Here is a 24,173-nt window from a genome sequence, read left to right as displayed (position 1 = left end):
GACCACCAACGAAGAAGAAACAGCTGCCTAACCATGAGGTAGCTCCACTACGTGTCCACCATTTGCGGGCAACCCCAATGATGGGTCGATCTGGGTTCACCTTGACGATGTTGAGGTGCATCGGATGCGCGTGCTGATGGATGAGGTGTTTGGTGCGGGGAATTTTCAAGCAGAAATTGTTTGGCAAAAGGCTGACTCCCCTCGGCGTGGTTTGGGTTTCTCGGTGGACCAGGATTTCGTTATCGTTTACCGCCGTAGCGAGGCCTTCGAGCCAAACAAGGCTCTTCGCACAGCAGCCGACAATGCCCGCTTCTCTAATCCGGACAATGACCCCCTCGGACCTTGGTGGGACGATAACCCATCGGGTAATCATGGCGACGGCTCGGGAGGCATGTGCTATGCGATCCAGAACCCCCTGACAGGTGAAATGATGCGCCCTCCTAAAGGTGCCAGTTGGCGATATTCGCAACAGCGCATTCTTGACGGCTTGCAGGGGTGGGTTCCGTATCGGCTGGAGAATCTTCATGACGCTGATTGGCGTGCCAGCAATGAAGGAGTACCTAGAGATAAGGCGTCCGATGATGTGTGTGCGCTAGTTTTGGATGTTCCACTCGATGAAGCACGTAAGCGGGTGGCCGCACGACGCATTTCAGGCGATCCGCTCCCGGAGATTCTGATCCGTTCGACGGGAGGAATCGGACGTAAAGCGTATATTCCCACCAAGGGCAACAATCCTCGCACATGGTGGGAAAACAAGGATGTCGGCCACAATCGCGCTGCCAAGTCTGAGCTGAAAGCGCTCTTTCCAGCATTGACGCCATTTGACACTCCGAAGCCGGAGCGTCTCCTCGAACGCATCATTCATATCGGCTCGAATCCTGGTGACATCGTGCTGGATGTGTTTGCTGGGTCCGGGACGACGGCTGCGGTAGCTCAGAAGATGGGGCGTCGTTGGGTGACGTGTGAGTTGTTGGAGTCGACGTTCACGACGTTCACGCGTCCCCGTCTGGAGAAGGTCGTCAACGACGAAGACCCAGGCGGAATTACGCGGACGAAGGGGGAACGCGTCGCTGCCTATGACGTCGAACTCCCCGATGGTGTCTCGCCGGAAGATGCCGCGAAATTCACGAGAGTGCTGAACAAGCTGATTAAAGACGACCCCGAGGCGAAGAAGAACCCACTGACGAAGGCGTTGAAGGCTGCCTCTAAGACCAGGCGCACGAAGGAAGTGCTGAACTGGCGTGGTGGCGGCGGCTTCCAGGTCGCCCATCTGTCGCCTGCGTGTTTCGACTACAACCCAGAGCTGGACCGGGTGATGCTCACAGCAGCAGCCACCGGCGAAGCTTTGATCCAGTCTGTGGCCGCCAACCTCGGGTTCACACTGTTGCACGCCGATGATGACTATATTTTCGATGCCCGGCGTGGCAATGCCTTGCTCAAGGTGATGGAAGGCGTGGCCACGGTCGAGATCGTCGACTGGCTGGTCTCCCAGACCCAGCCCGGCGAGACAATCGTGCTGGCGGCGACCACCGTCATGGACGGGGTGCGCGAGCACCTGCGCAAAACGGTGAAGGGCTCGCGGGTGGTCGCCCTGCCCGATGATCTATTCCGCTATAGCAAGGGTGATGAGCAGTAATGGCAACCAGGCTCAATATCAGTTTTGATTCCGACCTGCTGGAATCCATCAGCTCCGAGTTCGACCTGCGTGCCCCGAATAAGGAGGCGCTGCGCCAGCTGGTGTTCACTCTCGACGGCGATTATGACCCGTCTGTGATGCAGGTGCTCAACCTCGCTACCGGTGTGGGCAAGACGTACCTGATGGCCGCATTTGTGGAATACCTGCGCCGCCAAGGTGTCGGCAACGTGGTGATCGTCACTCCAGGCAAAACCGTGCAGGCAAAGACCGTGCAGAACTTCACTCCCGGAGCGCCGCGCTACATCACAGGCTCAGCCGTGCCGCCTGAGGTGGTGACCCCGCAGGATTATTCCGCCTGGGTGGCCCGCCAGAATGGTGCTGCCGAGCTCGCGTTCGGGCGGGAGGTGCCGGTGCTGACGTTCATCTTCAACATTCAGCAACTCATCGCCCCGAAGTCCACCGAGGGGGATACCCGCGGGGGCACACAGGAAGCTATGCGGCGTAAACCCCGCCGGTTCGATGAAAACGCCGGGGTGCTCTTCGACTACTTGAAGGGGCTGGATGATCTGGTGGTCATCGCCGATGAATCCCACCTCTACGGCGTTAGCGCCGCCGCGTTTAATGCTGCACTGAAGGAACTCGACCCTGCCGCCGCGATCGGGTTGACCGCATCGGTGAATAAGAAGACCGATCACGTGATCTTCGAGTACCCGCTTTACCGTGCCATCCAAGACAAGTACGTCAAGGCCCCCGTACTGGCATTTCGCAAGACCGGGTACGGCACCGACGAGGCTTCTGAGGAGCAACAACTGCGTGATGCGCTGCAGCTGCGGGCCCTCAAGCAGGCTTACTACGATTCCTATGCCGCCTCAGAGGGCCGCGATCATGTGAACGCGGTGGCCTTCGTGGTCTGCTCCGATGTGGAGCACGCCACCCAGATAGCTAACCTGTTGCGCACCCCGGAGTACCTCGGCCGGGATGATGCCGTGCTGCAGGTGGACTCCAAGCACGAAGATGAGTTGACCCAGCGTCGACTCGACCAGCTTGACCGGCCTGATTCCCCCGTGCTGGCGGTGGTGAGCGTGAACAAGCTCAAAGAGGGCTGGGACGTGAAGAATATCGCCGTCGTGGTCACTCTGCGGGCCATGGCGTCCGAGGTATTGACCCAGCAGACGATGGGTCGCGGGCTGCGGTTGCCCTTCGGGAAGTACACGGGTGTGGGACAGATCGACCAGCTGGACATTATCGCCCACCAGTCCTTCACCGAGCTGTTAGATGCTGAGAATGTGTTGCAGCAGTTCGGCCTGGAAAAAGCTGTCCCCGAACCCGACAAGGCAGATGTGGATGCAGCGATCCGCAGAGCCACCAACGCGGGCACCGAATCCTCCACAGACCCCGGCGCTGGTGCCGGGGCAGGCACAGGTACCGGGCAGGCAGGCGCCTGGCCAGCCCCTGGGAGCAGCGCGGAAGCAGGCGACAGCACCGACCCAGGCGAGGGCGGAAGTGCAGGCGATGGCTCACAGCCAGCAATGGTTCCCCTCGGTGAAAGCGGATCGGCGGGAACACCGGGGGTGGGGGTTCGGGAGATCATCGACCCCGGCCGGGACGGCAGGGAAGAACCGCAGTGGGAGCTGGTCTCCATCGACCGTAACCCCGGCTTCGCTGACGTCGTATACCACTTCCCGGTGACCACAATGACCCTCCAGCAGCCACCGATTGATCTCTCGGAGATCAGCGACGGCGCGGTCGAGCAGGCAGCCCGGCGGGTGACCTCCGCAGGCGATGTGCTGCTACGCAAGGAAATCATCGCAGTCCTAGGCAAGAAACTCCGCGCTGAAGATCGCGAGAGCGCTGAGGTGGACTCCGTACACGTCGAGGATGCGGACGCTCAAGACACATTGGTGAAACTGGTGATGAAGCTGGCGCTGGTACCCAAGACCGAAGCAACCGGCCGTTATGTATCCACCTTCCTGGTACCGAGGTTCATGCAAGCCGTGAGCTTCACCGGGTGGACCGTGAAGTCCCTGGACTCTGCTTGCGCTGAGCTGCTGGGTCTGATTAAGGACTACATCACCGAAACCCTGCGGGCCACCCGCGAGGTGCCCAGCATTCACCCTAAGAAGATGCCCGGTGCCGGCTATACATTGCCGCTGGGGGAGAAGGTGCATGACCAGATTGAGACGCGTGCGCAGTTTGTACGCGGGCGGGTGTATGGCGGCTGGTTCAAATCGCTGTTCGCGGAGGAATCTTTTGATTCCTTCACCGGGGAGTATCAGCTGGCACGACTGCTAAATACCTCGCCAGGGATTGTGTGGTGGCACCGGCTGCATCCGCAGGATCAGGCCTTCGTGTTCTACAACGCTAAGGATCGCTACTTCCCTGACTTCGTGGCCCTGGATACCAACGGGGTGCACTGGATCATCGAGGGCAAGGACGAACGCGGCCGGGATGACGCCCGGGTGCAGTCCAAACGTAAGGCCGCCGAAGCACTGGTGCGCCGCCTGGTGGCCGAGGGTGCCTACGCCGGCCAGCACTGGGGCTACCTGATCGCCTACGAGCAAGACACCGCCCGTGCCGACTCCTGGGAGGATCTCAAAGCCTTCGCTAATCCGGTTAGCAACGCGCTGTAGCCGCGTGCCTCCCCGGCACCCAGCCCAGCTCCGAAGAGCTGGGCTAGTGGTGCTCGGGTTCGTTGCCTCGATGGCCCCAGGGGTGCGCCAGAGAGGGCAGGCAGCGGGCGGGGATAAGAAGCCCGTGGGGTGGGGCACCCCACCCCGCACCCCTGAAAACGTGACCCCGGCCACTATTGTCTGGAGCCTCCGATAGGATTTAGGCGGAATAAGCACACCACAAACCGGAAAGTTTGAGCTTGATGGCTACTGATCACGCAGCTTTTGTCCACCGCCACATCGGGCCCAACGGCAGCGATACCCAGGAGATCCTCGACTTCCTGGGCTATGAGTCCTCCGCTGCGCTCGCGGAGGCCGCCCTTCCTTCCTCCATCGTTCAGGAGGGGCCGATCGGCCTGCCCGACGCGCTGACCGAAACCGATACTCTCGCCGCGCTCAAGGCGATGGCGTCGAAGAATAAGCCGATGAAGCAGCTCATCGGTAACGGTTACTACGACACGATCACCCCCGCGGTGATCCGCCGCAACGTGGTGGAGAACCCGGGCTGGTACACCGCCTACACCCCGTACCAGCCGGAGATTTCCCAGGGTCGCTTGGAGGCGCTGCTGAACTTCCAGACCATGGTGCAGGACCTCACCGGCCTGCCGATCGCGGGCGCATCCCTGCTGGACGAAGCCACCGCCGTCGCCGAGGCCGTGCAGCTCATGGCCCGCGGCAACACCAAGGCTGCCAAGCAGGGTGGTGTGGTGCTGCTGGATTCCTCCCTCCACCAGCAGTCCATCACCGTTACCGAGGCTCGCGCCGAGGCTGCGGACATCCCGGTCAAGGTCGTCGATTTTAAGGACGCCACCGCCGCCGATTTCGCCGCCGCCGCGGGAGACACCCCGCTGGTCGGTGTGGTGGTCTCCAACCCGGGATCCACCGGCCGGATCCGTGACCTGAGCGGACTGATCTCTGCTGCGAAGGAGGCGGGCGCGCTGGTTACCGTCGCCGCCGACCTGCTGGCTCAGGTTCTGGTGACCTCCCCGGGCTCCCTGGGCGCGGACATCGCGGTGGGCTCTGCCCAGCGTTTCGGTGTGCCGCTGTTCTACGGCGGTCCGCACGCCGGCTTCATGGCCTGCGTCGATTCCCTGCAGCGCAAGATGCCGGGCCGCCTCGTGGGCGTGTCCAAGGACGCCGAGGGCACCCCGGCGTACCGCCTGGCTCTGCAGACCCGCGAGCAGCACATTCGTCGCGACAAGGCGACCTCGAACATCTGTACCGCCCAGGCCCTGCTGGCCGTCGTGGCGGGCTTCTACGCCGTCTGGCACGGCCCGGCTGGCCTGCGCCAGATCGCAACCCAGGTGCACGGCCGGGCCGTCGCCCTGGGCGTGGGGCTGTCCGAGGCTGGCTTGACTCTGGCTCACGACTCCTTCTTCGACACCGTGATCGTGGACGTGTCCAGCGTTGGCGGCGCGGACGCCGTCCTGCAGCGTGCGGTGGACGCGGGCTTCAACCTGCGGAAGGTTGACGAGGACCACGTCGGAATCTCCGTCGGCGAGTCCACCACTGACGAGGACGTCGCCGAGCTGCTGGCCGTCGTCGCAGAGAAGAAGGGCGCGACCGCGGATACCTCCGGCTTCGAGCTTTCCGCCGGCCCGCTGGCCGACCTCGGTGTGCTGCGCGATGACGAGATCCTCACCCACCCGATCTTCACCGCCATCACCTCCGAGACCCAGATGATGCGCTATATGCGCAAGCTGGCGGATCGCGACCTGGCGCTGGACCGCACGATGATCCCGCTGGGCTCCTGCACCATGAAGCTCAACGCCGCCGTCTCCATGGAGCCGATCACCTGGCCAGAGTTCGCGGGCATCCACCCGCACGTCCCGGAGGACCAGGCCGCGGGCTGGCTGGAGCTCATCGATGACCTGGAGGAGCGCCTGGCCAAGATCACCGGCTACGCGAAGGTCTCCGTCCAGCCGAATGCCGGCTCCCAGGGCGAGTTCGCTGGCTTGCTGGCGATCCACCGCTACCACCTCTCCCGCGGCGATGATCAGCGCGACAAGGTGCTGATCCCGACCTCCGCGCACGGCACCAACGCCGCCTCCGCCGCACTGGCCGGCCTGAAGGTCGTGGCCGTGAAGTCCGCCGAGGACGGCTCCATCCTGCTGGATGATCTGGACGCCAAGCTGGAGAAGTACGGCCCAGAGGTCGCCGGCATCATGATCACCTACCCGTCCACCCACGGCGTGTTCGAGGAGCACGTCCGCGAGGTCTGCGACAAGGTCCACGCCGCGGGCGGCCAGGTGTACATCGACGGCGCGAACCTCAACGCGCTGGTCGGCCTGGGCCAGCCGGGGCAGTTCGGCGGCGATGTGTCCCACCTGAACCTGCACAAGACCTTCACCATTCCGCACGGCGGTGGTGGCCCGGGCGTGGGGCCGGTCTGTGTGGCCGAGCACCTCATCCCGTTCCTGCCGACCGACGCGACCGTCGAACAGTCCGAGGATCCGAACACCGGCCTGCCGGTCTCCGGTGCGCGCTACGGCTCCGCCGGTGTCCTGCCGATCACCTGGTCCTACATCGCGATGATGGGCGACGAAGGGCTGACCGAGGCCTCCCGCATGGCCCTGGTCAACGCGAACTACATCTCCCGCAAGCTCGCCGATCACTTCCCGACGCTCTATACGGGCAAGAATGACCTGGTTGCCCACGAGTGCATCCTGGACCTCAACGCCCTGACCAAGGCCTCCGGCGTCACCGCCGAGGACGTCTCGAAGCGCCTGATGGACTTCGGCTTCCACGCCCCGACCCTGGCCTTCCCGGTGCCGGGCACCCTGATGGTCGAGCCGACCGAGTCCGAGGACAAGGGGGAGCTGGACCGCTTCATCGAAGCGATGATCACCATCCGCGGTGAGATCCAGGAGATCATCGACGGCAAGGTCACCGTCGAGGAGTCCGTGCTGCGCCACGCACCGTTCACCGCATTCAGCGTGACCCGCGACGACTTCGAGGAGGCCGTCTCCGGCGGCAAGTACTCCCGCCAGCAGGCAGCCTTCCCAGTGGACGGCCTGCGCCACACGAAGTACTTCCCGCCGGTGCGCCGCATCGATAACGCCTACGGCGACCGCAACCTCGTGTGCTCCTGCCCGCCGCTCGAAGCTTTCGCTATCGAGGACTAAGACCCAGCACGTTTGAAGGAAGGTTTTGCAATGACTGATTCTGCAAGCACCCCGAAGCACACCGCCCTGCACCACGTGCACGAGCAGCTCGGCGCCCGCTTCACCGACTTCGGCGGCTGGGACATGCCCCTGAAGTACGGCAAGGAGCTCGACGAGCACCGCGCCGTCCGCGAGACCGTCGGCGTCTTCGACCTCTCCCACATGGGCGAGGTGGAGGTCTCCGGCCCGCAGGCCGCGGAGTTCCTCGACTATGCGCTGATCTCCCGCCTCTCCGCCGTGAAGGTCGGCAAGGCGAAGTACTCCATGCTGTGCACCGAGGACGGCGGCATCGTGGACGACCTGATCACCTACCGTCTCGCGGAGGACGACTTCCTCGTCGTTCCGAATGCGGGCAACGCCCCGCGCGTCGCCGAGGCCCTGGCCCAGCGAGCTGAGGGCTTCGACGTCACCGTCGTGGACCAGACCGCGGACAAGTCCCTCGTCGCGATCCAGGGTCCGAAGGCTGCCGAGGTCATGCACGCGATCGTCGAGAACGTCACCGACGCCCCGGAGGCTTCCGGTGCAACCGAGGACGTCAAGGGCGCGGTCGACGGCCTGGGCTACTACGCCGCATTCAAGGGCATCGTCGCCGGTCAGCCGGCGCTGATCGCCCGCACGGGCTACACCGGTGAGGACGGCTTCGAGATCATCGTGGACAACGATGCCGCTGAGCAGGTGTGGAACGTCGCGCTGGGCAAGGCCACGGAGCTGGACGGCCTGCCCTGTGGTCTGGCTGCCCGCGACACCCTGCGCCTGGAGGCGGGCATGCCGCTCTACGGCAATGAGCTCAACGACGAGCTCACCCCGGTCGACGCAGGCCTGGGCATTCTCGCTGCGACGAAGTCTAAGGATTCCTTCGTGGGTCGCGATGCGATCGTGGCGGCGAAGGAGCAGGGCGCGGCGCGAGTGCTGATCGGCCTGCAGGGCGAGGGGCGCCGCGCAGCCCGCAGTGGCTATGCGGTCCTGGCCGGCGAGGGCGAGGATGCCCAGCCGATCGGAGAGGTGACCTCGGGCGCGCTTTCGCCGACCCTGGGCTACCCGGTCGCGATGGCATACGTGGATAAGTCCGCGACCGAGGAAGGCGGGGCAGCGGCCGTGGGGCAGACCGTGCAGGTCGATATCCGCGGCAAGCAGTACCCGTACCAGGTCGTGGAGATGCCCTTCTACCAGCGCGAAAAGTAGGGCAGCCGGGGCCTCACCGCCCCGCCCTACCCCTATTTCAGGTTTATTTCACGTTTTGCAGAGTTTGACGTCGGAAAACCCCAGAAAAGCGGCATCAAACTCTGCAAAACATGAAATGGGGGTGGCCCAGCCGACCCCGGGCCCAGGTATCCCCGTGATATCCGCCGCAGCGGGCCGGCTGTGTAGTACAGTTTGCCGTGTTCGATGTGGTGGGGATTACACCCAATGCCCATGACACGCCCACAGTTTTTGAAGATGATCGTGAGGAGCGACCATGACTGCTTTGCCTACTGACTTCCTGTACTCCGAAGAGCACGAGTGGGTTAACACCACCGACATCACGGAGGGTGAGGTCGTTCGCGTCGGCATCACCCACATCGCGGCAGAGGCTCTCGGCGAGATCGTGTTCGTCGAGCTCCCGGAGGTCGGCGACGAGATTGAGGCCGGCGAGCCATTCGGCGAGGTCGAGTCCACCAAGTCCGTGTCCGACATCTACGCACCGGTCTCCGGCGAGATCGTCGCCGTGAACGAGGAGCTCGAGGACAACGCCGGCGTCATCAACGAGGATCCGTACGGCGAGGGCTGGCTTTACGACGTCCGCGTTTCCGAGGCGGGCGAGCTGATGGACAGCGCCGACTACGCTGCTGCCAACGAATAAGAGGCGCTGACGCGCCGTTCGGGCGGGGAGTGAGGCTGGCTGCCAGGCTCGCTCCCCGCTTTCTGTTGCTGCACGGGGAGGCGGACTAGGCTGAACGACATGAGTGGATCGATTGTTGCCCTGCTCATCGGGCTGATTTTGCTCGTTGTGGCGGTGTGGTTGCTGAAGCACGCGAGCTCCCAGGGGGAGTCTGGCGGTGCTGCGGCAGCTAGGCAGTCGGTTCCTCCCGCTTCTTCCCTCCCGGACCCCGACTCCACCGACGACGACGGCGACGCGAACGACGCTGCGTCGACCGCTGGGGCGGTTCCTGGCGCTGCCGATGGCGGCGGGTCGGCCGACGAGCGGGCCGACCGTGCGGGCGAGGGTGCTGTCGCAGGCCCGGTTGGGGAGCAAGCCCAGCCAGAGGACGCGCCGGAGCTGCCCCCGGAGGACGCACAGGCCCCGGAGGAGGGGCCGGATATGGTGGCCGCCGAGACTGCCCAGGGTGGGCTGTTTGCCTCGATCCGCCGCCGGCGCCGCCAGTGGGCTGCCGCCAACGGGGCGGAGTTCACCCGTGAGGATCTCGATTTGCCGCAGGAGTGGCCGATTGCCGCACTGCACGCGGTGAGCGTTTCTCCCATTCGGGCCCTGGCCAAGGATGTGGTCAGTGGCTTTTGGGAGGGGCACGAGTACCACGTGGCAGACCTGGGGGAGGGCACGCTCATGGCGATGCGCCGGGCGGCCGCGTCCCCGGTGACGGTGCACTATTCCCGCGAGCAGGGGGTGACAGAGGGGCTGCGACGTTCCGAGCTGCTGGATCAGCCACCTTATGCCGCTTATACCTCCGACGTGCGGGCTCTCGACCGCATGCTGGATGTCCGGGTGGAGGACAGCCTCGCGGCGCTGAGCCAGGTCGCCTCCGACGTGATCTGGGGTGGCGACTGGGTTATCTTGAGCATTAGCCGGAAGCTGGACTTCAGCATCTGGCTGCGGATCCTGCCGGAGCTGCTCTCCCTCGCGCACGCGGCGATGGTTCTTCCGCCGCGCACGATGAGCGTGGTCCTGGAGCTGGAGAACGCAGACCAGACGCGGGCGTTGCCGGGCACTGCGGTCTCCCTCACGCCTGCCGGGGCGGAATCTTCTGACCACCAGCAGGGTGAGAAGGCGTTGCAGGACGAGAGTCGACGGGAGCACGGCGAGAGCGACGAGGCTCCGGTGGGGGAGAGGAAGTCGCGGCCGGGTTACCTGCGTCCTGTGGGGCAGACCTCCGCCGCGCCCGTGGAGGCGGGGGAATCAGGGGAGGCTGCCGTGCCGCCGAGCTCGGTATCGGACGCCGCGGAGGTTTATGCCGGCCAAGAAAGTGACGAATCAACCTTCTCGGATCGTCCGCACATTGAACGGCCGGCTAATCCGGTGGAATTCCCTCGCCGTTTCGATCGGGAGCGTGAGGCGAACCTGACTGATGATTTCGACGGCTCGGTGCTCGAAATGGATTCGGAGAATATTCCCCTCATTGGGGAGGATCCAGACCATATTTCTGCATCAGTCGGTCAGCGCCCGCAGGTTATTCGTGCGGATATTGAGAGGGCGCCCACGATCTTTAGCGACGAGTTGTCCGCCACCGCTGCAGAGCGACGGGGGCAGCGCCGCCGTAGCGGACGCCACCGCGCCCCGGATGCGCGCCATGCGCTGCCGTCTCCGATTGAGCCAGTAGAGGCGGAGATTGAGCTGGTAGAGGCGGAAATCGTCGAGCCGGGTGATGACGAAGATTGGCGTTCGGAGGGGCGTTAAATTGTTTAGGTCGAGGTGATGTCCGGAACTTCCCGGCGGCGAGGACAATGATCGAATTATTCGAGCCTGAATTGTTGAAAGAGATATCTCGGCATAAGAAATTCACTTCCCTTTAGAACATAACTCCCGTTATGCCTACTAAAATAGATGATTGATCAATTGCGGAAACAATACGGGCATATTGGGTTATTTGTGATATTGGGCATAAATCATTGCAATTGCCTTAACGGGAAATGTAAAAATGGACACCATGAACACTGTTAAGGGTCAAGGCGCTACGGCGTCCGGACGCATGCTTCCAGTCAAGCCTGTGTCCCACGGCAAGGCCGTGCTCATTCTCGGACTGGGTACCGCATTCCTCGCTTTCACTCCTATCTGGGTGAAGGCCTCCAACATGGATCCCGCAACGCAGGCATTCCTGCGTGTGTTGATTGGCTTGCTCGTTCTGCTGCCATTCGGCTTCTGGGAGATCAAGCGTAAGGGCTCCCTGCCCAAGGCGGGCATTATCATGTCCCTCGTTGCAGGCCTGTTCTTGGGTGTTGACTTCACCTGTTGGAACTACTCGATCTTCTACGTTGGCGCCGGCATCGCGGCCATCCTGCTGAACCTGCAGGTGATCGTCGTTCCGATGCTGACGGCGATCTTCGATAAGTACAAGATCCCGCCGGTCTTCCTGGTGCTCGTGCCGATCATGATCGTCGGTGTCATGCTCACCGGTGGCGTCTTCGAGGGCAGTGGCGAGTCCACCGGCCCGGAGCAGATCGCTGGCATCAATACCGCAACCCTGGGCACCCTGCTCGGCCTGACCTCTGGTATCTGCTACTCCTTCTACCTGTACTTCTCCCGCAAGGCTGGTACCACCGCCCCGCGTAAGGATCTGTACGTCCAGCCCATGATGTACACGGCTATCTCCCAGCTGGTTGCCCCGGCTCTGTGGGCATACACTGGCTCCCCGCGCGGTGGCTTTGACTTCACTCACGGTGTCCTGGTCGATGGTCACCTGCCTGCCGTGAACCCTGAGTCCGCTCTGGGTGACGAACTGACCACCATGAACTGGATCTGGCTGATCATGCTGGCCACCCTCGGCCAGGCAATCGCGTGGACCTTTGTCCAGTGGGGTTCCGTCTGGCTGGATCCGACGCTGTCCGCCGGTATCCTGCTGCTCTCCCCGGTCTCCTCGGTGGTCATCGCTTGGCCGCTGTTCGGTGAGGTTCCGTCCCTGCTGCAGTTCCTGGGTATTATCATGATTCTGGGAACGGTGATGTACCAAAATGGCCTCTTCGATAAGTGGCTAGGAAAGAAACAAAAGACAGGCGATGTCGGTAACCCGGAGGACACAATCGAAGATGAACTCGTTCGAGAAGGCCTCGCTCCGGGGCACGATCCAGATGAGGCCAAGCCCCTGCGGGACTAAAGCAAGCCCCTCCCGGGACTAAAAGAAGACTGTGAATCCGCTTCAATCGGAAGTGTGACCACGAAAAGCTAGCGTGGTCTGACCCTTCCACGCGGCAACCCACCCAATGAGCCCTCGCTGAACGCGAGGCCCACTGGGTGGGTTTTGTTTTTCCTGCGGTAACTTAAAGAACAGCAAATCTTTCATCCCCTCCTCCGGAAGGAACGCGTCCCATGGCACAGGAAACCCCCTCCGTCGACCGCGCCGCCGCTGCGCGACTCGCAGAGCTCGTCAAGGAACTCGCCGTCGTCCACGGTAAAGTCACCCTCTCCTCCGGCAAGGAGGCCGACTACTACGTCGACCTGCGCCGCGCCACCCTTCACGCGGAGGCCTCGAAACTCATCGGCCAGCTCCTGCGCCAGCTGACCAGCGACTGGGAGTACACCAACGTCGGCGGGCTGACCCTCGGTGCCGACCCGGTCGCCACCGCGATCATGCACGCCGGCGAGGGGGTCGATTCCTTCGTCGTCCGCAAGGAAGCCAAGAAGCACGGCATGCAGCGCCGCATCGAAGGCCCGGACATCGCCGGCAAGAACGTGCTCATCGTCGAGGACACCACGACCACGGGCAACTCCCCGCTCACCGCCGTGGCCGCCGCCCGTGAGGCCGGGGCGAACGTCGTCGGCGTGGCCACGGTCGTGGACCGCGACACCGGCGCCCGCGACGTCATCGAGGCAGAAGGCCTGGAATACCGCCCGCTGCTCGGCCTGGCTGATCTCGGCCTGAACTAGGCCTGCCCGCCGCCGCGGTGAAGCGATGGCCGCGCCGCGAACCCACAAGGAGACCCCGATGCGCAGCACCCTGACACAGAACCGAATCCTGAGCCACGTGCTGGAGCGAGCGGCCGAAGGCGCCCACGCCCTGCGCGCCGCCGCCCGCCACCCACACCCAGGGCGCATCGCCTACCTGGCGGCCGGGGCTGTCTCCGTCGCCGCCGCGGCCACGCGCTCGGATCGCATCACGCGTGCCGTGAAGCCAACGCTCATGCCCCTGCTGGCGAGCACTGTGCTCGTGCCTGGCGCCACCGCAGATAGCCCGCGCTCCTGGCGCACCATCCGCACCCCCAACGCTGGGCAGGCTCTTCTCCTGGCTGGTCTCGTGGGTGGCTGGCTGGGGGATATCACCCTGATGAATACCCAGTCCCGCAGCCCGGAGCCGACCGAGCGGGCCGGGAACCTCAACCGGGGTGCGGCGTGGTTCAGCGCCAACCAGCTGGCCTATATCTGGCTGCTGGCCAAGCGGGGCGCCCGGCCTTCCCCAACGGTCGCCGCCGCCCACCTGCCGGTCCTGGCGACGGGGCTGGGGCTGGCCAGCTGGAAGCTGCCACAAGCCCTGCCCGCAGCGGGCGGCTATGGATCCCTCCTGGGGGCAACCAACGTGCTGGCCCAGGACCCGGCCATCCTTCGCAGCACGCCAGAGGAAACCCCCGAGGACTACGGACACGCGCTCGGCGGAACGCTCTTCTTGCTCTCCGACGCCCTGATCCTCAACCGCCTCACCCTGTTGAAGCACGCGCAACGCCCCACCGCGCCCACGGCCCTCAAGATCATCGACGCGCTCACCGACGGCGCGGTCATGGCGACCTACGTCATCGCGCAGCTGCTGCTCGTCGACGGGATCGATGGCGCCCTGCGTCAAAAGAAGGAAAAGACCGCGTAGTGAGCCACGAAGACAAGCCGGACACCACAGACCCAGGCCATCAGTCGGCCCAGCAACCGCAACCCACCGGACACTCCGAAAAGGGTCCAACCGAGTGGTTCGAATCCCGCGTCGGCGTCGGCCCCTGGGAGCAGGAATACCCCGGGGTGCCGCTGCCCACGGAAGAACACTTCGACCCGGAACTGCTCGCCCACGGTGACCGCCGCAACGTCGTCGACGCCTACCGCTACTGGAAGATGGACGCCATCGTCGCGGACATCGACTCCCGCCGCCACGAGCTGCACATCGCCATCGAGAACTTCGAGAATGATGCCAACATCGGCACCGTCGTCCGCACCGCCAACGCCTTCGCGGTGGATACGGTCCACATCGTCGGGCGCAAGCGCTGGAACCGACGGGGTGCGATGGTCACTGACCGCTACCAGCACCTCGAACACCACAAGACCGTCGCCGAGGTGCTGGAGTATGCGGCGGAGCGGGACCTGGCGGTCGTCGCCGTGGACAACACCCCCGGTTCCGTGCCCCTGGAAACTGCCGAGCTACCGCGCCGCTGCCTGCTGCTGTTTGGCCAAGAAGGGCCCGGCGTGACGGAGGAGGCGCAGCGCGGGGCGCGGATGACCGTCTCCATCGCGCAATTCGGATCCACCCGCTCGATCAACGCGGGCGTGGCGGCGGGGATCGCGATGCACGCCTGGGTCCGGCAGCACGCGGACCTCTCCCAGGCCTGGTAAAAGCTGCAAAACTTCGCGAAAATCGCCCGGATTGGGCAGACTTAAAGGCGTGCACGAACGTTGGGATCACCGGGCCGATCTGGCCCAGCAAGCAATCACGGACCGCCACGCCTCGAAAGTATGGGGCGTGCCGCGGACCAATCTTGCCGTGATCGCCTGGCCACCCCTGGCCCGGGACAAGGCCTTTTACCGCTGGCACTACTGGTGGCAGGCCCACTACGTGGACTGCCAGGTGGACGCCACACGCCGCCGCCCATCCAAGACCCGTCAGCGCGAACTGCGGGCCACGCTGCGTGGCATGCGGCTGCGCAACCTCGCACCCCTGACGCGGAATAACTACTACGACGACAAGGCCTGGCTCGCGCTGGCCATGTGGCGTGCGGAGCAGTACACCAAGGTCAAGCGCGTCTCCGCCCGCAAGGACTTGGAGGAGAACATCCTGGAGGGCGTGGATTCGCTCACGGGGGTGCTGCCGTGGCGCAGCAACGAGACCTTCTACAACGTCCCCACCAACGGGCCGGTCGCGATCATGGCGGCCCGCACCGGGCGTCTCGACCTGGCTCGCCAGCTGGTCGACTGGATCTGGGAGAACATGCTCAACGAGGACGGCCTGGTCATGGACGGGCTGTGGATGCGCATGAACGGCCCTGTCCCGGAGCCCACGATCCACAGCTACTGCCAGGGCGTTGCCCTCGGCGCCTGCGTCGAGCTGGCTGTCGCCGAGCGCGAGCAAGCCCGCGTCGGGGACGACGAGGTCTCGGAGGCCGGGATGGACTATATCTACCGCGCCTGCGGGCTCATCGACGCGATCTCCGAGCATCTGACCAACTCCAACTACGTCATTACCGCGCCCACCGCTGGCGGCGACGGTGGCCTGTTCAACGGCATCCTCGTCCGTTACCTGGCGCTCGCGGCGGAGAAGCTGCCGGAGCTGGGGCCGCGCACGCGCAAGGCCCGCTCCCAGGCGCGCAGGATCGTGCTGCACTCCGCGGAGTCCGCCTGGCGCTATCGCCTGGAGGTGGACGGTCTGCCGGTCTTCCCGTCGCGGTGGGATAGGGACGCGACGTTGCCGCATTCCGGTGGCCTGGTTGGTGCGACGATTGCCGGGGCGGTGGCTAGTTCCGACATCGCGGAGCGGGATCTGTCTGTGCAGCTTTCCGGGTGGAAGCTGATGGAGGCCGCCGCGCGCATCACGGGGTTGGAGGCCGCCCAGCGCGAGCAGGGGAACTAGCACCCCAGCTTTGAGGGAATCCCTGGTCGTCGGGGGTTCTTTGCCACGCGCCTTTGCTGCTTGTCCCCTCAAACGGGCGGGGACCGGCGGGGCTGCCGACGCGTAGAATGAAGTGCAGGCATAATTCAGGTGAGTAAATCATGCTGAGCGGGTGGCCCACGCCGCCCCGAAGCGGCACTTAGGAGGCAAAAATGGCAATTGCAACCCCGGACGTCTACCGCGACATGCTGGACAAGGCCAAGGAGGGTGGCTTCGCTTACCCAGCGATTAACTGCACCTCCTCCGAGACCATCAACGCAGCCCTGAAGGGCTTTGCAGACGCCGAGTCCGACGGCATCATCCAGTTCTCCATCGGTGGCGCGGAGTTCGGTTCCGGCCTGAATGTGAAGAACATGGTGGCCGGTGCGGAGGCTCTCGCGGCATTCACCCACGAGGCCGCCAAGCACTACGGCGTGAACGTCGCCCTGCACACCGACCACTGCCAGAAGGAGAAGCTGGACACCTTCGTCCTGCCGCTGCTGGAGATTTCCCGCAAGCGCGTCGAGGCCGGCGAGAACCCGCTGTTCCAGTCCCACATGTGGGACGGCTCCGCCACCCCGATCGACGAGAACCTGCAGATCGCTAAGGACCTGCTCGACAAGTCCGTCGCCGCGAACATCATCCTCGAGGTTGAGATCGGCGTCGTCGGTGGCGAGGAAGACGGCGTCTCCGCCGACCCGAACGCAAACCTTTACACCACCGAAGAGGACTTCGAGAAGACCATCGACGTCCTCGGCCTGGGGGAGAAGGGCCGCTACCTGCTGGCCGCAACCTTCGGCAACGTCCACGGCATCTACAAGCCGGGCAACGTGAAGCTGCGCCCAGAGGTCCTGGACATGGGCCAGAAGGTCGCGGAGAAGAAGCTGGGCCTGGCTGAGGGGACCAACCCATTCGACTTCGTCTTCCACGGCGGCTCCGGCTCCGAGAAGGAGAAGATCGAGGAGTCCCTGCGCTACGGCGTCATCAAGATGAACATCGACACCGACACGCAGTACTCCTTCACCAACCCGGTTGCCCGCCACATGTTCGAAAACTACGACGGCGTCTTCAAGATCGACGGCGAGGTCGGCAACAAGAAGGTCTTCGACCCGCGCTCCTACCTGCGCAAGGCCGAGCAGGCGATGTCCGAGCGCGTCGTCGAGGCCTGCCAGGACCTGCGCTCTGCAGGCAACACGCTGGGCAAGTAACACCCGCTTTAGCCGGCGCGGGGAAGGAATAACCCCGCGCCGAAGCAATACCGATCAGGAGGAAGGACCAATGGCTGAACAACTGCGTACCGGCCGAGACCTCTTTGGTGCCGAGCACCCCGAGGTTCGCCTGCCGGAGGAACTGACCAGCGCCGTCACCGCCGATGACGCGGGCGCCGACCTGGACTCGCTGGCGAAGATCGCGAAGGCCAACCCGAAGGACTCCGGTGCGTGGGCTGCGCTGGCCTTCCGCCTGATCGAAGCCGACGAGCCGGTCACCGCCTACGCCTGCGCCCGCACCGGCTACCACCGGGGCCTGGATGCGCTGCGTGGCAACGGCTGGCGGGGCACCGGCCCAGTGCCGTGGAATCACGTCCCCAACCAGGGCGTTCTCCGTGCGATCGGCGCGCTCGTCGTCGCCGCGAAGCGCATCAATGAGGATGACGAGGTCATCCGCTGCCTCAACCTGCTCAACGACTGCGACCCCGCAGCCGTGCCGGCGATGAACCTCGAGGACGTCGACAAGCTTTAAAAGCGTCAACGCCCTCTAACTCTCAGCCCTTCGTGCTCGAGGCCACAGCTGGACGTGGCACACTGAAGGGCATGAGCACGCATCGGCCGAAAGACATCCCGCTGGGGGAGGACCTGGGTGAAATCCTCGATAAAGAGGAGGCCAAGTCCCGCCCAGCGCGGGCCCGGCTGCGTGCCCTGATCCGCCGCCGGCCGGGCATCGCGGCCGCCGCGCGTAGCATCCGAGACATTGCACCGAAGCAGCGCCTAGCGCGCGTGCAGGTCTCCATCATCTTCGCCTTCCAGTGTGCGCTCGCCGCCGCGCTGGCGTACTTCATCGCGATCGAGGTTTTCGGCCACCACAACCCGTTCTTCGCCCCGATGGCGGGCATCATCACCCTGGGGGTCAACGGCGGCAAACGCCTCCGCCGCGCCTTCGAGCTGGTGTTGGGGGTCAGCCTTGGCGTGGGGATCGGCGACCTCGTGATCCGAGAGATCGGTGCTGGTTATTGGCAGATCGCCGTGGTGGTCTTCACCGGGATCGTCATCGCTAGTTTCGTTGACCGCAGTCCGATGGTCGCGATGCAGGCGGCGAACACCGGGGTGCTGATCGCGACCCTGCTGCCACCTGGCTCCGGGGGTTCTACCGACCGCATGGTCGACGCCTTGATCGGCGGGGTGATCGGCATGCTCGTCATGGCTATCGTGCCCCGCTCTCCGTTGCGCGCCGCCCGCCGTGACCTCTCCTCCCTGATCTCCAAGTCCGCCCTCGTGCTCGACGAGGTCGCGGCAGCGATGGAGCTCGGCGACGGCGACGCCCTGGCGGAGGCGCTAGAGACCGCACGCGGTACCCAGTCCACGGTGAATTCCCTGATGGCGGAGTCTAAGGGCGGCGACGAGATCGTCACCATCTCCCCGCTCTACTGGTCCGCCCGGCGCCACTCCCGCTCCATGCAGCGGGCACTGCTGCCGGTGGATAACCTGGTCCGCAACATCCGGGTGCTCGCCCGCCGGGCGGAGATCATGGTGGAGGACGGCGAGCCGGTGTCGGAGGAGCTCGTGGAGGTCGTCCGTGACCTCTCTGATGCACTCGGCCACCTGGGCGCGCTGTACACGATGGGTGGCACCCGTGGCAGCCGCCAGGAGCTGGTGGAGATCCCGGAGGTGATCCGCGCGCTGCAGAAGCTGGCATCGGAAGCGAAGCCGGAGATCATTCCAAACCAGGGACTCTCAGGTCTGGTGATCGTGGCGCAGGTGCGCTCCGCGATCGTGGATGCGCTGATGGTCTGCGGCTACTCCCGCCCCTCCGCGATGGCCTCGCTGGCGCCCACGGTGAAGAACCCGTGGCACCCGCCGGAGGTCTGGGGCGAGGACCCGGATTTCGACGAGGACTGACTCCCCCACGCTGCTAGCGTCGGATGAACTGCCCGTCCCGCAGGTGCCGGTAGAAGGTCACGGCCTTCAGCGGACGCGGGTGCGTGACCGTATCGCGGGTGACCGTCATCTCCCGGGCGCCGGCCTGCAGCGCCCGGCCCTTCAAGATCGTGGGCTCGGCCGGCGGCCGGAAGCCCGCTGTAAACCTCGCCCACCAGCCACCCGAACGGGCCTTCTCCAGGCGCTTGACCTGCTCCGGGCTCGGCAGCTGCACTGCCGCGATCCCAGGCGCGGACGGGGTCGGCACCAGCCGGACCCCGTGGGTGAAGTCCCCGTGTGCCCCGCGGTCATGGTGGTAGAGCGTGTCGGAGTCCACGATGACCTCCCCGTAAAGCTCCCCGCCCTCCGGTCCGGTCAGCTCCGCGCTGCCCAGCACCACGATGGAGTGGTCGTCACGAATGACGGGTGTGGGGGCTGGCGGGGCGGTGAGCGCGAACTCCAGCGCTGCGCCCGGTTCCTCGGGTAGCCCCCAGCTGTGTGCGATGGCGCTCTCCCCGCCGGCGGGGACGAAGGCCAGTTGGGCCCACAGCGCGTCGATGCGCATGAGCTTGGAGGCCACGGCGGCCACGGTGGCGTCCTCACCGATGACGACCACCCGCACCGGCTCGCTGGTCACGTGCGGGGCGGGCTGTGGCTCGCCCTGGTGGGGCACGTCCGGTTGGGCCGCGATCTCGTCGAGCGTGGGGGTGGGCTCGGTGACCAGGCTCGGCAGCGGGTTGAGAACCTTCAGCTCGCGGCGGGTTGGGATCGTGGAGACCTCGTGAAACTCCAGCTTCTCCGGGCCCTCGCCGACGGCAGCGCGGACGTCCTGTTCTGTGAAGTTGGATTCTGGGGTGAGCAACACGACTATCATGGCGTTTAGCTTAACCCGGGTGGCCACCACCGCGAGAGTGAGCCAAACGCGATGACAGCCGCCCGTGAGAACCCGTACGAGAAGAAAGGTGATTTATTCACGTGGATGGCTTCACACCCTTCGACGTCGTGATGGATATCGGCTGGATTTCGGTGCTGCTCATCGTGGGCAACCTCATGCGGCGCTTCATTCCCTGGTTCCAGAAACTCTTGATCCCCGCCCCGATCACCGCAGGCCTGCTGGGGCTGCTGCTGGGGCCCAACGGGTTGGGGCTGATCCAGTTCAGCGAGCACTTCGGGGACTATGCGACCATCCTCATCGCCGTCGTCTTCGGTGCGCTGCCGTTCACGATGAATTTCGACGCCAAGGTGCGCCAGGGCGCGCGCACGATGTGGTCCTACTCCGTGGGCATGTACCTGGCGCAGTGGGGCTTCTTCGCACTGTTGGGTGTGCTGCTGTTCGCCCCACTGTTTGGGACGCCAGACTGGTTCGGCATCATGCTGCCCGTCGGCTTCGTCGGTGGTTTCGGCGTCGCGGCCGCGGTCGGTGGCGCGCTGGACTCCGCGGGCATGTCTGAGGCCACGAGCCTGGGCTTCACCGCCGCTGCGGTGGGCATGTTCTCCGCGATCATCGGTGGTGTGATCTTCGCCCGGTGGGGCTCGAAGCGGGGCCACACCAATGAGCTGCCCCGCCTGGACAAGCTGCCGGAGGAGATGCGCACCGGCATCATCTCCCTGCCTGGTCAGCGCCCGAGCGTGGGGCGGGCGACCACGAGCCCGTCCTCGATCGAACCGATCGCGCTGCACATCGCGGTGCTGACCGTGACGATCTTCCTGGCGAATATCCTGACCAACTGGATCAATGAGACCTTCCCGGCCTTGAGCTTCCCGCTGTTCGCGATGGCCTTCCTCGTGGGCCTGGCCGGGGTGGGTGCGCTGCACCTGCTCAAGGCTCCGCACTACCTGGACACGAAGCTGATGGGCTCAGTCTCCGGCGCGTCGACGGACTTCCTGGTCGCGGTGGGCATTGCTTCCATCGTCCCGGCGGTGGTTGCGAGCTACATCGTCCCGCTGATCATCCTGTTCCTGGTGGGGTTGGCCTTCTGCCTATTCCTCTTCTTCTACGTTGCGCCCCGCACCTTCGATCACGGCTGGTTCGAGCGCGCGGTGTTCGGCTGGGGCTGGGCCACCGCCTCGGTGGCCACGGGTATTGCCGTGCTGAAGATCGTCGACCCGGAGATGCGCTCCGGCACCCTCGAAGAGTTCGGTATGGCCTACGTGGGCTTCGCCCCCTTCGAGATCGCTGCGGCGATCCTCGCACCCATCGCGATCATCGCGGGGCTGGTGTGGCTCTTCGGCGGAGTCGCCCTCATCGCCGGGCTGGTGATGCTGATCCCACCGATCCTCGCGCTGAAGAAGAGCCGGGCTGCGACCTCGTAGTATGATCTTTAAGTTGGACTACCCCCAATAAGCGAGGACAAGAGAAGTCAAATGGCAGCAATCATCGTTGTCGGTGCCCAGTGGGGCGATGAGGGCAAGGGTAAGGCGACGGACATCCTGGGTGGCCAGGTCGATTACGTCGTGAAGCCCAACGGCGGTAACAACGCCGGCCACACCGTCGTCGTGGGAGGGGAGAAGTACGAGCTGAAGCTCCTGCCGGCCGGCATCCTCTCCGACAACGCCACCTCCATCATTGGCAATGGCTGCGTGGTGAACCTGGAGGCCCTGTTCGAGGAGATCGACGGCCTTCAGGCCCGCGGTGCGGACACCTCCCACCTGCGTGTCTCCGCCAACGCTCAGCTCGTCGCCCCGTACCACGTGGCGATTGACCGCGTCTCGGAGCGTTTCCTCGGCAAGCGCGCCATCGGCACCACCGGCCGCGGCATCGGCCCGACCTACCAGGACAAGGTCGGCCGCGTCGGCATCCGCGCCCAGGACCTGCTGGATGAGTCCATCCTGCGCCAGAAGATCGAATCCGCGCTGGACAAGAAGAACCAGATGCTGGTGAAGATGTACAACCGCCGCGCTATTGAGCCGGAGGAGGTCGTGCAGTACTTCCTGTCCTACGCGGACCGCCTGGCGCCGATGCTCATCGATTCCTCCAAGGTGCTCAACGAGGCCCTGGACCGGGGCGAGCGCGTTCTGATGGAGGGCGGCCAGGCCACCATGCTGGACGTGGACCACGGCACCTACCCGTTCGTCACCTCCTCCAACCCGACCACCGGTGGCGCCTGCGTGGGCTCGGGAGTGGGCCCGACCCGCATCACCAGCTCCCTGGGCATCATCAAGGCCTACACCACCCGCGTCGGTGCCGGCCCGTTCCCGACGGAGCTCTTCGACAAGTGGGGCGAGTACCTGCAGACCACCGGTGGTGAGGTCGGCGTGAACACCGGCCGCCCGCGCCGTTGCGGCTGGTACGACTCCGTCATCGCGCGCTACGCCTCCCGCGTCAACGGCTTTACGGACTACTTCCTGACGAAGCTGGACGTCCTGACCGGCATCGGTGAGATCCCGATCTGCGTGGCCTACGACGTCGACGGTGTTCGCCACGACGAGATGCCGATGACCCAGACCGAGTTCCACCACGCCACCCCGATCTACGAGACGATGCCGGCGTGGGACGAGGACATCACCGGCTGCCGCACCTTCGAGGAGCTGCCGGAGAAGGCGCAGGACTACGTCAAGCGCCTGGAGGAGCTCTCCGGCTGCCGCATGTCCTACATCGGTGTGGGGCCGGGTCGCGATCAGACCATCGTGATCAATGACATCCTCAAGGACTAACGGGGCTAGTCAGCCCCACGGTGCGGGCGGAGGCTCGGGCAGCGAGCAGGCGATGGGCTCGGGGAGCGCGCCGGAGGGCATACCGGGGGAGGCGCCCTCGGCCGATCGCGGCGAGGCGGACAGCGTTCCCAGCCGGGACACCGACTGGGTCTTCGCCGCCTCCAATGGCTTCGCCCACCGGGTGGGGGATCCTGAGGAGCTGCATCAATTGCTGGCTGCAGCCCTTCAGGCACCTCCGGCGGCCGGCCTGGAGTGGATCCAGGTGCAGCACGCGGTGGAAACCCACGTCTACGTGGCTTTTGACGTCGCGGATGGCACCGATGCCGCCACGGACGGCACGGACGCCGCGACCGTCACCGACGGCGCCACCGATGCTGTGGATTCGCCCGCCACAGGTACCGATTCCGGGCAGCAAAAATGGCGGGTCAGCGCCGATGAATCGACACGACCCGCCATGGGGGAAGCCGCTGGTGCGGTGCTGACCCCGGATGAGGCCACGCAGCTCGCCCGGCGGCTGCTCTAGTTAGCTCAGCTTGAGATCAGTGACACACGTGGCGCCGTTTGCCTTGGTTGAAAAATCGGCGCTGCCGGTTTTGCCCTCGTGGGTGACCTCAATCTTGCCTTCGATATCGCGCGGCAGCCATACGCCGTAGAAACCGTTATCGAAGGTCTTTACGCGCTCGTCGACCAGTACTCGGTTCGAGCCTGATTCCGTAATTTTGATGTGGATCGGGGCGTTACGCATTTCCCCCTGGCACGTTGTCAGGCTGTGGAACGTGCAGGGGTGAGTGCTATCAACGTAGGGCGCGAAGGACACGTACGTCTTGTCTTTGGGCATATCCATAGCGGCGTTGCCCTCGTTGGTGCTCAGTTCCAGCTGATCGATGCGTACGGAGGCTATGAGGTCCTCCGGCCGTTCATTCACCGGCATCTGATCCAGAGCATCGACCACATCGTCGACATTGCGATCCTCCAAGGAATATGGGGCGAGGATGTCCGCAGGGGTCGTCTGGGAGTTTTCCTGGCTCTGGGTTTCGACGGCGCTCGTCGCAGTGTCAGTCGACGGATCGTCGCTGGAAGCACATCCGGCGAGCCCGAGTGTTACGGCAGCGAGGAGGAAGGGGAGCTGGGTTTTGCGCACGTTTAACGCGGACCTCGTTCTTCAACTGAGTGGGTGATGGAACTTGTCCAGCATGGCACAATGCCGGGGCAAAATG

19 protein-coding genes are annotated in these 24,173 nt (G+C 64.7%); 17 read left to right on the top strand and 2 right to left on the bottom strand.

Translation table 11 applies throughout. From position 1 onward, the window contains the following. Window positions 1-124 precede the first annotated feature (124 nt). The 14 genes from QP997_RS04250 to QP997_RS04185 all read left to right on the top strand — a co-directional run bounded on the left by QP997_RS04250 (window position 125) and on the right by QP997_RS04185 (window position 19,284). Entirely contained in the window at window positions 125-1,636 is a 1,512-nt protein-coding gene (locus QP997_RS04250; RefSeq protein ID WP_350309545.1) for a DNA methyltransferase, read from the top strand. Then, the gene (locus tag QP997_RS04245; protein WP_012361030.1) at window positions 1,636-4,266 is read left to right on the top strand and encodes a DEAD/DEAH box helicase; all 2,631 of its coding nucleotides are present in this window, start codon (window positions 1,636-1,638) and stop codon (window positions 4,264-4,266) included. The genes QP997_RS04250 and QP997_RS04245 overlap by 1 nt, the downstream gene beginning before the upstream one ends. Before the next feature lie 242 nt (window positions 4,267-4,508). After that, a complete protein-coding gene (gene gcvP / locus QP997_RS04240) occupies window positions 4,509-7,430 on the top strand; it encodes an aminomethyl-transferring glycine dehydrogenase (RefSeq protein ID WP_284846314.1) in 2,922 nt (973 codons plus the stop codon). A 30-nt stretch (window positions 7,431-7,460) separates the two neighbouring features. Continuing rightward, window positions 7,461-8,651, top strand: a complete 1,191-nt coding sequence (gcvT, locus tag QP997_RS04235) for a glycine cleavage system aminomethyltransferase GcvT (RefSeq protein WP_284846313.1) — start codon at window positions 7,461-7,463, stop codon at window positions 8,649-8,651. Window positions 8,652-8,925: 274 nt separating this feature from the next. Beyond that, a complete protein-coding gene (gene gcvH, locus QP997_RS04230; RefSeq protein WP_284758212.1) occupies window positions 8,926-9,309 on the top strand; it encodes a glycine cleavage system protein GcvH in 384 nt (127 codons plus the stop codon). Between the two features lie 99 nt (window positions 9,310-9,408). Then, entirely contained in the window at window positions 9,409-11,079 is a 1,671-nt protein-coding gene (locus QP997_RS04225; RefSeq protein ID WP_284846312.1) for a TtfA family protein, read from the top strand. Window positions 11,080-11,320: 241 nt separating this feature from the next. Further along, window positions 11,321-12,493, top strand: coding sequence for a DMT family transporter (locus QP997_RS04220; RefSeq protein ID WP_070759420.1), 1,173 nt, complete (start codon window positions 11,321-11,323; stop codon window positions 12,491-12,493). Between the two features lie 212 nt (window positions 12,494-12,705). Next, complete coding sequence (pyrE, locus tag QP997_RS04215; protein ID WP_284758216.1) at window positions 12,706-13,263, top strand: orotate phosphoribosyltransferase; 558 nt, start codon at window positions 12,706-12,708, stop codon at window positions 13,261-13,263. A gap of 58 nt (window positions 13,264-13,321) precedes the next feature. Further along, on the top strand, window positions 13,322-14,191 hold the full coding sequence (locus tag QP997_RS04210; RefSeq protein ID WP_284846311.1) for a lysoplasmalogenase: 870 nt from the start codon (window positions 13,322-13,324) through the stop codon (window positions 14,189-14,191). After that, window positions 14,191-14,922 (top strand): TrmH family RNA methyltransferase, encoded by a 732-nt coding sequence (locus QP997_RS04205; RefSeq protein WP_284846310.1) that lies wholly within the window; start codon window positions 14,191-14,193, stop codon window positions 14,920-14,922. The genes QP997_RS04210 and QP997_RS04205 overlap by 1 nt, the downstream gene beginning before the upstream one ends. 49 nt (window positions 14,923-14,971) lie before the next feature. Then, complete coding sequence (locus tag QP997_RS04200; protein ID WP_284846309.1) at window positions 14,972-16,153, top strand: glycoside hydrolase family 76 protein; 1,182 nt, start codon at window positions 14,972-14,974, stop codon at window positions 16,151-16,153. 191 nt (window positions 16,154-16,344) lie between these two features. After that, the gene (gene fbaA, locus QP997_RS04195) at window positions 16,345-17,379 is read left to right on the top strand and encodes a class II fructose-bisphosphate aldolase (RefSeq protein WP_284846308.1); all 1,035 of its coding nucleotides are present in this window, start codon (window positions 16,345-16,347) and stop codon (window positions 17,377-17,379) included. Between the two features lie 70 nt (window positions 17,380-17,449). Next, window positions 17,450-17,911, top strand: a complete 462-nt coding sequence (locus QP997_RS04190) for a DUF3151 domain-containing protein (RefSeq protein ID WP_070760346.1) — start codon at window positions 17,450-17,452, stop codon at window positions 17,909-17,911. Between the two features lie 71 nt (window positions 17,912-17,982). Then, complete coding sequence (locus QP997_RS04185; RefSeq protein ID WP_284846307.1) at window positions 17,983-19,284, top strand: FUSC family protein; 1,302 nt, start codon at window positions 17,983-17,985, stop codon at window positions 19,282-19,284. Between the two features lie 13 nt (window positions 19,285-19,297). On the opposite strand, the gene QP997_RS04180 is transcribed toward QP997_RS04185, so the two are convergent. Continuing rightward, window positions 19,298-20,176 (bottom strand): diacylglycerol kinase catalytic domain-containing protein, encoded by an 879-nt coding sequence (locus QP997_RS04180; protein ID WP_284846306.1) that lies wholly within the window; start codon window positions 20,174-20,176, stop codon window positions 19,298-19,300. Window positions 20,177-20,307: 131 nt separating this feature from the next. Between QP997_RS04180 and QP997_RS04175 the strand changes: the two genes are divergently transcribed. From QP997_RS04175 to QP997_RS04165, 3 genes are read left to right on the top strand one after another with little or no spacing between them, the layout of a single operon-like run. After that, window positions 20,308-21,615: a sodium/glutamate symporter gene (locus tag QP997_RS04175; RefSeq protein WP_284846319.1), complete on the top strand. Its 1,308-nt coding sequence runs from the start codon at window positions 20,308-20,310 to the stop codon at window positions 21,613-21,615. Window positions 21,616-21,666: 51 nt separating this feature from the next. Next, window positions 21,667-22,956 (top strand): adenylosuccinate synthase, encoded by a 1,290-nt coding sequence (locus tag QP997_RS04170; RefSeq protein ID WP_012361015.1) that lies wholly within the window; start codon window positions 21,667-21,669, stop codon window positions 22,954-22,956. Beyond that, on the top strand, window positions 22,937-23,479 hold the full coding sequence (locus QP997_RS04165; RefSeq protein WP_246818135.1) for a hypothetical protein: 543 nt from the start codon (window positions 22,937-22,939) through the stop codon (window positions 23,477-23,479). The genes QP997_RS04170 and QP997_RS04165 overlap by 20 nt, the downstream gene beginning before the upstream one ends. On the opposite strand, the gene QP997_RS04160 is transcribed toward QP997_RS04165, so the two are convergent. After that, a complete protein-coding gene (locus QP997_RS04160; RefSeq protein ID WP_284846305.1) occupies window positions 23,480-24,097 on the bottom strand; it encodes a CueP family metal-binding protein in 618 nt (205 codons plus the stop codon). Window positions 24,098-24,173: the final 76 nt, after the last annotated feature.

The organism is Corynebacterium sp. MSK039 (assembly GCF_030232315.1).
Taxonomy (GTDB): Bacteria; Actinomycetota; Actinomycetes; order Mycobacteriales; family Mycobacteriaceae; genus Corynebacterium.
Note: the sequence above shows the minus strand (reverse complement) of the source record. Positions and strands in the feature narration are given on the sequence as shown.